Raw genomic sequence first — 7,982 nt, forward strand, 5'->3', positions numbered from 1 at the left:
GAATGCACTGTTTGCTATCGATGCACGGGCACAGTCGAACTCAGTGCTGAATGAATTGAAGGAACGCATTGCTGCTGGAATCCATTCGATTGCACAATTATACGACGTGGACATCGAATTGAACTGGTCGGATTACACGCCAGCCGCAGAAGTATCGGAAGAAGCCGCTTCGATTGCGAAAGAAGGAATCTTGGAAGCGTTTGGGGAAGAGGCGTTTGCCCCGGAAATCATCACGTCCGGCAGCGACGACTTCCATTTCTATACGATTCACAATCCTGATCTAAAAGCCGCAATGATCGGGATTGGCGCCGATTTAGGGCCGGGCCTCCATCATCCCGATATGACATTCAACCGGGGTGCACTCGATATGGGTGCGAAAGTCTTGGCCGCGACATTGGCCAAAGCTTCATTTTCCGAATAAAAACAAAAACTCCATCTACCGGACAAGCGCCGGGGAGATGGAGTTTTCCAATATATCTTCTATTAAGTTTAATCAGAATAAAGTGAAAGTTGATTGCTTATTGGGCATATTTAAGTATAATTAATGGTAGACTCCTTTTTTTATAGCGTCATCACCTCTATAAGAGTTCCAATTTTCACCGTTTTGTAAGCGCTTTCGTGAAGGGGAAATGAAAAAATGAGGGGGAACAACATTGAAGAGAAATCGTGTAAGAGGATTATTGGTCATGTTGCTAGGTGCTTTGCTAGTTCTGTCAGCTTGCGGCGGTGGCGGAACGAAGAATATTGCAATCGGTCCACCTGCCAGTGAAACGAACAATCTTTCCAAAATCATTTTGGATGCTTACGGCATTGGGGAAGGCGACTATAAGGCATTCCAAGAAGGGTTTGGGGCAGCGGCTGATGGCGTCCAGGACGGCAATATTGACATATCGATCGGGATTTTGGGTCTACCTGCGGCAAGTATTGAAAGCTTGCAAGCATCTGCCGGAGACGTGAAAATGTTAAGTCTATCTGATGAGGCTATCAAGAAGATCGAAGAAGAATCAGGCTATCAACGGTTCACGATTCCGAAAGAGTCCTACGACTTCTTGTCGGAAGACGTCGAGACCGTGACGGCTTACGCAATTTTGATGGGGAACACTGATACGATCGATGAAGAACTTGGCTATGAATTAGCGAAAAGTATGATTGAAAATGCAAGCGAGAACACGCATGCACAAGCCAAACAGATGATTTTGGAAAATGCATTGAATGGTGCGGAAGGGTTATTAATCCACCCTGGGGCGAAAAAGTATTACGAAGAACAAGGTTTGACGGTTAACAATGAAGTGGCAGAGCTGTCAGCTACAAAAGGTGATCGTAAATCAGAACTCACACTTGGTACAGGTAGCCAAGGAGGAACGTATTATCCTCTTGGTGGTGAGATGGCGAACCTGTGGAATAAATACATTGACGGCATCAACGTAACAAATATGGAAACAGGGGCTTCAGTCGAAAATCTATCATCCATTAGCCAAGGCCAAATGGATTTGGGTATGACAGTACACGTCCCGGCACTGAACGCTCTAAATGGAAAAGCTGATTTCGAAGGCAATCCTGTTAAAAATGCAGCGTTCATTGGACATATATACCCGGAAGTCGTCCAAATCGTTACAAGGGAAAAAACGAAGATCAACACATTCGATGATGTGAAATAAAAGGGAATAAACGGGGGAAACCAGTTCAATTAAACTAAAACAGTCTATATAAGTTGAAATAAACTACTTATTCTAACCGTTGATTTCCGTTCCGAGCGGACGCTTTCCGCGGGCACGGCTTCAGCCTCCTCGGATGTGCTCCCAACGCTGCGCTTTTGGTCGCAAAAGCCGTTCTTCGTGACGGCTTTTCCTGCGGGGTCTTCAGCTCGCGCTGTTCCCGCTGGAGTCGCTGCTCTGCACTCCAATCAACTAAGTTAATAGGTAAAATAATAAGTTCAACTTATATAGTTACGAAAGGCGGCAAAATATGAAAAATCATAAGGTGGTAGATGCACAAGAGATACTCGAAAAATTCGACAAGGAAAATCAATTTCGTATAGAAATCGGTAGATGGGCATATGTCGTTACCTTTCTTGCAGTTTCACTCACAATCTTCCATCTATATACAGGGGCGACGAGTGTTCTGCCATCACAGCAGCAAGGGGCCATCCATCTTGGAACAGCTTTAGGGATCATTTTTCTTCTCTATCCTGCCAAAAAAGCTTGGAGGAAAACACAGAAAAAAGTGCCTTGGTATGATGTGTTGTTAGCTTTCACAGCCATATATGTGGCGTACCATAAAATATTTTTTTACGATTCCATCCTTCAAAGCAGGGTGTCGGGCTATAGCTCTTTGAATATCATCATTTCTATAATTGGCGTATTGCTCGTATTGGAGGCGACACGGAGGACAGTCGGTCTTCCCATCGTCATCGTTGCGAGCGTTGCAATACTTTATGCAATGTATGGGAATCTTATTCCGACGCGCATCTTATCCCACCAAGGGTTTGCGCTCGATCGGACGATGACGAATCTTTGGTATCGCGAAAGCGGCGTATTTGGGACACCGGTTCAAATTTCCGCGAAATTCATTTTCCTGTTTCTATTTTTCGGAGTGCTTCTCGTCAATACACCGATTGGTAGATTCTTCAACAACCTGGCATTTTCGTTAACCGGACGCTATACGGGCGGAACCGCAAAGGCGGCCGTCGTGGCGAGTGCGCTACAAGGCACGGTATCCGGCAGTTCCGTCGGAAACACGGTGTCTACTGGAAGTTTCACGATTCCAATGATGAAAAAAGCGGGATTCAAGCCTGAGTTCGCTGCAGCGACGGAAGCATCCGCTTCGACAGGCGGCCAAATCATGCCGCCGATGATGGGAGCTGCCGCTTTCATTATGATGGAGTACTTGGGTGTCAGTTACGCAACTATTATGTTGGCTGCACTCATTCCGGCGATTCTGTACTTTACCGGGATTTTCATTGGAACCCACTTCGAGGCAAAACGCCTGAAGATACTCGGTCTGCCAAAGTCGGAGCTGCCGGTATTTAAGAAGATTTTTGTGCGTGACGGGTACATGATCATCCCTCTCCTGGTCATCATCGTTACGATCATGTCCGGCTTCACGCCTCAGCGGGCTGCATTGTTCGGAATTCTTTCCGCTGTGATCATATGGATTTTCAATGCATTCTATAGAAAGGAATCAGAATTCAGTATAAAAAGAGTCGTTTATGTGCTGGAGCAAGGGGGGAGGGTGGCCCTTCCTGTAATTTCAGCTGTCGCTACAGCCGGCATTATCGCAGGTGTTGTAAGCATGACGGGCTTAGGGGCAAAATTCGCTTCGGGCATCATTGCACTGTCGAACGGCTACTTGATATTAGCACTATTTTTTACGATGATTGCCTGTATCATACTAGGAATGGGACTTCCGACAACCGCTAACTATGTTGTCACTGCAACGATTGCAGCTCCCGCGCTTATCAATGAATTCGGCATCGCGCCGATAGCTGCGCATATGTTCGTCTTCTATTTCGGCATTGTAGCTGACATAACGCCGCCAGTCTGCTTGGCGGCTTATGCAGGAGCGGGAATTGCAAAGGCGAATCCGTTCAAGACTGGAATGACCGCCGTAAAGCTGGCGATTGCAGCTTTTATCATCCCATATATATTCATTTATAATCCGATTCTCGTGTTTGTCGATGCCACCCCAGTGAAGCTCATACTTGGTATCATAACCGCTTTGATTGGCATGATCGGGGTAAGCAGCGCCGTCATCGGTTTCTTCGTACGGAATGCCCGCATTTGGGAGCGGCTCGTCCTATTCGCCGCCGGTCTGCTGCTCATCATTCCCGAACTGACGACAAGCGCAATCGGACTTCTGCTGATCACGATCATCTGGTTCGTCCAAAGAAGAAGACCAGAAGAAAAGCAGTCTGTTAAAGAGGTTGTTGCATAGGAGAATGAACAAAAGCTGTCACCTGTAAAAGGGTGACAGCTTTTGTGTTTTAGTTTATAATTCTACTGCTAAAAAACAGACCCGCGCTAATAAAACCTGTGTCAGCGCTCATAACCTCGCGCCCGCGCTCATAACCGCAATTCCTGCACATACGAATCCATCACATAAAGAAATTCTCTTCCCCGATCCGATCGTATAATCCACTCTTTTTGAACATAGCTAGTTTCTCTTTCGGCAGCTTCTTCACGATGATCCGGTAATTCTTTTCAGACGCTGCATCGAGCAACGAGGACAGTGCAGCCTCGCCGGTTGCGTCAATCATCGACAGATGTTCCAAATCCAAAATGATCTTAGCCGTTCCTTTTGAAAACAAATCGGGCATCTTATCCTCAAACACTTTTGCAGTTCCGAAAAACAACGGTCCTTCAATGATGAACTTGGAGACGTTTTCTCCAAATCTATGAATTTCGACTTCGGAAAGTTTGCCCTGTACAATATAGAGCTTTCCACTCATCTTACGCAAAAACGAAAGAGCGGCCAACAAAATCCCAACTTGGACAGCTACAGTCAAATTGATGAAGATGGTAAGCAGAAATGTCGTCAGCAACACAATCGAATCGCCCGATCTGACGGATAAAATATGAACAAATGCCTTTCTTGCGCTCATGTTCCAAGCAACAAACATTAAGATTGGAGCCATCGCCGCCAAAGGGATATACGAGGCGAACGGGGCGAACACCAAAATGAATAACAATACGAAAATACTTTGCACAATGCCTGATACCGGGCTGACAGCACCTGAACGGATATTGGTCGCTGTACGGGCAATCGCACCGGTCGCAGGGATTCCCCCGAATAACGGCGAAACGATATTCGCGATTCCCTGGCCGAACAGTTCCCGTTTCGAATCATGCTTCGGTCCTTCTTTCATGCCATCTGCAACAACTGCGGACAACAGCGATTCAATCGCCCCTAGTGCGGCAATGATCAATGCGGGCTGCCACAGGCTTACAAGTTTGGACAATGTGATTTGTGGAAATTGGAAACTCGGCAATGATTGCGGGATTCCACCAAACGCAGTGCCGATTGTTTCCACTTTCCCCGGGTACAACAAAACAGATAGCAGAGTAGGAATGATAAGAGCGAAGAGCAACAACGGAAGTCGAGGAGCGACTTTCGGCAATATGAAGATCAAGGCTAAGCCGATCAGTGCTGTGAGCACACTGAAGAGATTCACAGTATGAAGATGCTTGGCGACATCGATCATATTTTCATGAAAGAATTCTTTGCTTTCCAATTCAGACAAGCCGAGGAAGTTTCCGAATTGCCCCGTGAAAATGATGATGGCAATTCCTGATGTGAATCCGATCGTTACAGAACGAGGGACGAAATGGATAAGATTGCTAACACCTGCAAAACTCATGATCACTAGAAAAATACCTGCTAGAAATCCGGCAATCAAAAGATCCTCATAGCCATATTGAAGGACGATCGCTAGAAGGATTGGAATGAATGCACCCGTTGGACCGGCAATTTGAAACCGGGATCCGCCTAAGAGAGCGACAAGAAAACCGGCGATGATTGTCGTATATAGTCCATACTCCGGTTTGACGCCTGAGGCAATTGCAAAAGCCATCCCAAGTGGAATGGCTACGATACCGACAGTGATCCCCGAAAGTACATCTTTCCGAAACCCAGATGCATTATAATCAACAAAACGCTGATCTTTGAACAAGGCGGTCACACTTCTTCCACAGTATTTGTAAAAAAATTACCTCTCTTTATTATAGGCTACAAATGCAGTGCTGGCAAGGTCTCGCGCCCAAAAGCATCAAAGGGTTGCCGCAGAAAATCAGTATTCGCTGACTTTCCGGACAACACCTTGCTTCTCTACACCAGTTCTGTTTCCCTTAATACAATCCGATCATAGCCCAATCGCTTCACTAGTTTTGTAATATGAGGCTGCTCGACCCGTGCAAGACGCAAAGCTTCCTCCTGCGCAAACGCATCGCGTGTCTCACCGTCGAACAGCATCCTGCCATTGCTGAAAATGATTGTCCTTCCGAACGCATCGGCTACGAAATCCATGTCATGCAAAATGCAGATGACGAGCTTGCCTTTTTCATGAAGCGAATGAATGATTTCCTTCACTTTCGCCTTCCCGTAGATATCTTGGCCCATCGTAGGTTCATCGAATATGACGATATCCGTCTCCATTGCAAGGATGGACGCCATTGCGACCATCTTCCGTTCAGCAAGACTCAAATCATACGGATTCTCATCCGCTTTATCCACAAGTCCGACCAACGAGAGCATTTCCTTCGCATTAGCCAAAGCTTCCTCACGGGATTGGCCGATGTTCAACGGGCCGAACATCACTTCATCAATCACTTTATGTTTGAATATCTGGTCATTCGGATTTTGGAAGATCAGGCCGATCCGGCTTGCCAGTTTCGCGGCCGATGTCTTGGACGTCGGAGCTCCATTCAATAAAATCTCTCCATTGTCCGGTTTTAATAATGCCTTCAATAATTTTACGAACGTCGATTTCCCAGCACCATTCTGCCCGATGATCGCGATAGGCTCACCGCGCAACGTGACGTTCAGTCCGTGGATGACGTCCCGTCCTTTTTCATAGCTGAAATGAAGGTCCCGGACGATGAGTTCAGCGGTATTTCTGTTTTCCAAAATGACTTTATCAACCGGCCGAATTTGAATTTCCCGCTCCACGGGCATTTGCTCCAAGGAAACCGGGTAATGGCCCGTTGCTTCATCACGCAAGCCGAGAGCGCGTGCAATCTTTACGTACACAGGAGGTTCAATGCCGTATTCATTCAAATCATCCTTTGCGAAAACTTCCTCCGGCTTCCCATCCTCAATCAATTTGCCGTCATGCAGCAATAGGATCCTGTTGGCATACGCCGCAAGTTTCTCCATTTTCTGCTCAACCATAATAATCGTCATTCCGCCATCCGCCAATTTTTCAATGACACGGAACACATCCTCCGCACCTTCGGGATCAAGCTGCGAAGTCGGTTCATCGAGTATGAGGATGTCCGGTTTCATGGCGATGACGCTTGCAATGGCGACCCGTTGCATTTGCCCTCCCGATAATGAAAATGGATTCTGGGTCTGCAACTGTTCAATATCCAGCAGTTGCATACTTTCACGGATCCGCCCATGCATGACATCACGCGGCACGCCCTGATTCTCCAAGCCGAACGCGATTTCATCATAGACAGTGAACTTGGCGCCTGTCATTTGCGAAAAAGGATTTTCAAAAACGAGTCCAACGCTTGCCGTAATTTCACTTATGTCATGCGATAAAACATCCATGTCGCCAATGTATACATCCCCGCCATAAGCACCTTTGAAAAAGTGGGGGACGAGTCCGCTCAACGCATAGCATAACGTTGTTTTCCCGGCTGTATTCCTTCCGACAATCCCGAGAAATTCGCCCTTTTCTACGCTGAATGAAATGTCATTGAGTGCAAACTGGGAACTGTCCGGATACTTATATTTCAAGTTTTCCACACGTAATAAACTCATGAAATCACCCTCCAAAAGATGACAGCCAAAAAGAAGGCGACCAATGCACTTCTGAGCAGCACAGCGTATCGGTAGTTTTCCCGTTCATTCAAAAACGTCCGTTTCCCTTTGGCATTGAATCCCCTGATTTCGAGCGCAATGGACCGCTCCCGGGTTTCCGTGAGCGAATTCAGTACGACGGGGCCGAGTAGGGGAAGGAACGATTTGAATCTCATCCATAATCCGCCCTCCGTCTCCATGCCCCGTGCACGTTGGGCATCTGTAATTTTTCCCGTCAAGGCCACCATTTGTGGAATAATTTGCAGCACCGACAGCAACACATAGCCGAATTTCGGAGACAATCCTTTCTGCAGCAACGCCTCCACAAGATCATCCGGCTTGGTTGTCAAAATGAGCACCCCGAACGCAGCCACCATATTGACAACACGGAGCGTGATTAGAAATGCGATCGAAAAGCCTTCTTTGTAAATGGCAAGAGGACCGATCTCGAACAGGACCGT

6 protein-coding genes are annotated in these 7,982 nt (G+C 46.9%); 3 read left to right on the top strand and 3 right to left on the bottom strand.

Annotated features, from left to right (window positions below):
* From AWV70_RS14355 to AWV70_RS14365, 3 genes are all read left to right on the top strand, one after another.
* Positions 1 to 421, top strand: a 421-nt coding sequence (locus tag AWV70_RS14355) for a M20/M25/M40 family metallo-hydrolase (protein ID WP_153010000.1), incomplete at its 5' end; no start/stop codon positions are given.
* 232 nt (positions 422 to 653) lie between these two features.
* Entirely contained in the window at positions 654 to 1,658 is a 1,005-nt protein-coding gene (locus tag AWV70_RS14360; RefSeq protein ID WP_235588679.1) for a TAXI family TRAP transporter solute-binding subunit, read from the top strand.
* A 307-nt stretch (positions 1,659 to 1,965) separates the two neighbouring features.
* Complete coding sequence (locus AWV70_RS14365) at positions 1,966 to 3,933, top strand: TRAP transporter permease (protein WP_060208520.1); 1,968 nt, start codon at positions 1,966 to 1,968, stop codon at positions 3,931 to 3,933.
* Positions 3,934 to 4,093: 160 nt separating this feature from the next.
* On the opposite strand, the gene AWV70_RS14370 is transcribed toward AWV70_RS14365, so the two are convergent.
* The 3 genes from AWV70_RS14370 to AWV70_RS24640 form a co-directional block, all read right to left on the bottom strand.
* Positions 4,094 to 5,677, bottom strand: coding sequence for a SulP family inorganic anion transporter (locus AWV70_RS14370; protein ID WP_235588680.1), 1,584 nt, complete (start codon positions 5,675 to 5,677; stop codon positions 4,094 to 4,096).
* Between the two features lie 146 nt (positions 5,678 to 5,823).
* Positions 5,824 to 7,482 (bottom strand): ABC transporter ATP-binding protein, encoded by a 1,659-nt coding sequence (locus AWV70_RS14375; RefSeq protein WP_060208526.1) that lies wholly within the window; start codon positions 7,480 to 7,482, stop codon positions 5,824 to 5,826.
* Positions 7,479 to 7,982: energy-coupling factor transporter transmembrane component T (locus AWV70_RS24640; RefSeq protein WP_060208529.1), on the bottom strand; the 504-nt coding region annotated here is incomplete at its 5' end. The genes AWV70_RS14375 and AWV70_RS24640, both read right to left, overlap by 4 nt.

Origin of the sequence: Sporosarcina koreensis, assembly GCF_001531445.1 — a bacterium.
Taxonomy (GTDB): Bacteria; Bacillota; Bacilli; order Bacillales_A; family Planococcaceae; genus Sporosarcina; species Sporosarcina koreensis_C.

Coding starts and splice junctions, on each gene's coding strand:
- AWV70_RS14365 (WP_060208520.1), top strand. CDS start 1,966: ATGAAAAATCATAAGGTGGTAGATGCACAAGAGATACTCGAAAAATTC.
- AWV70_RS14375 (WP_060208526.1), bottom strand. CDS start 7,482: ATGAGTTTATTACGTGTGGAAAACTTGAAATATAAGTATCCGGACAGT.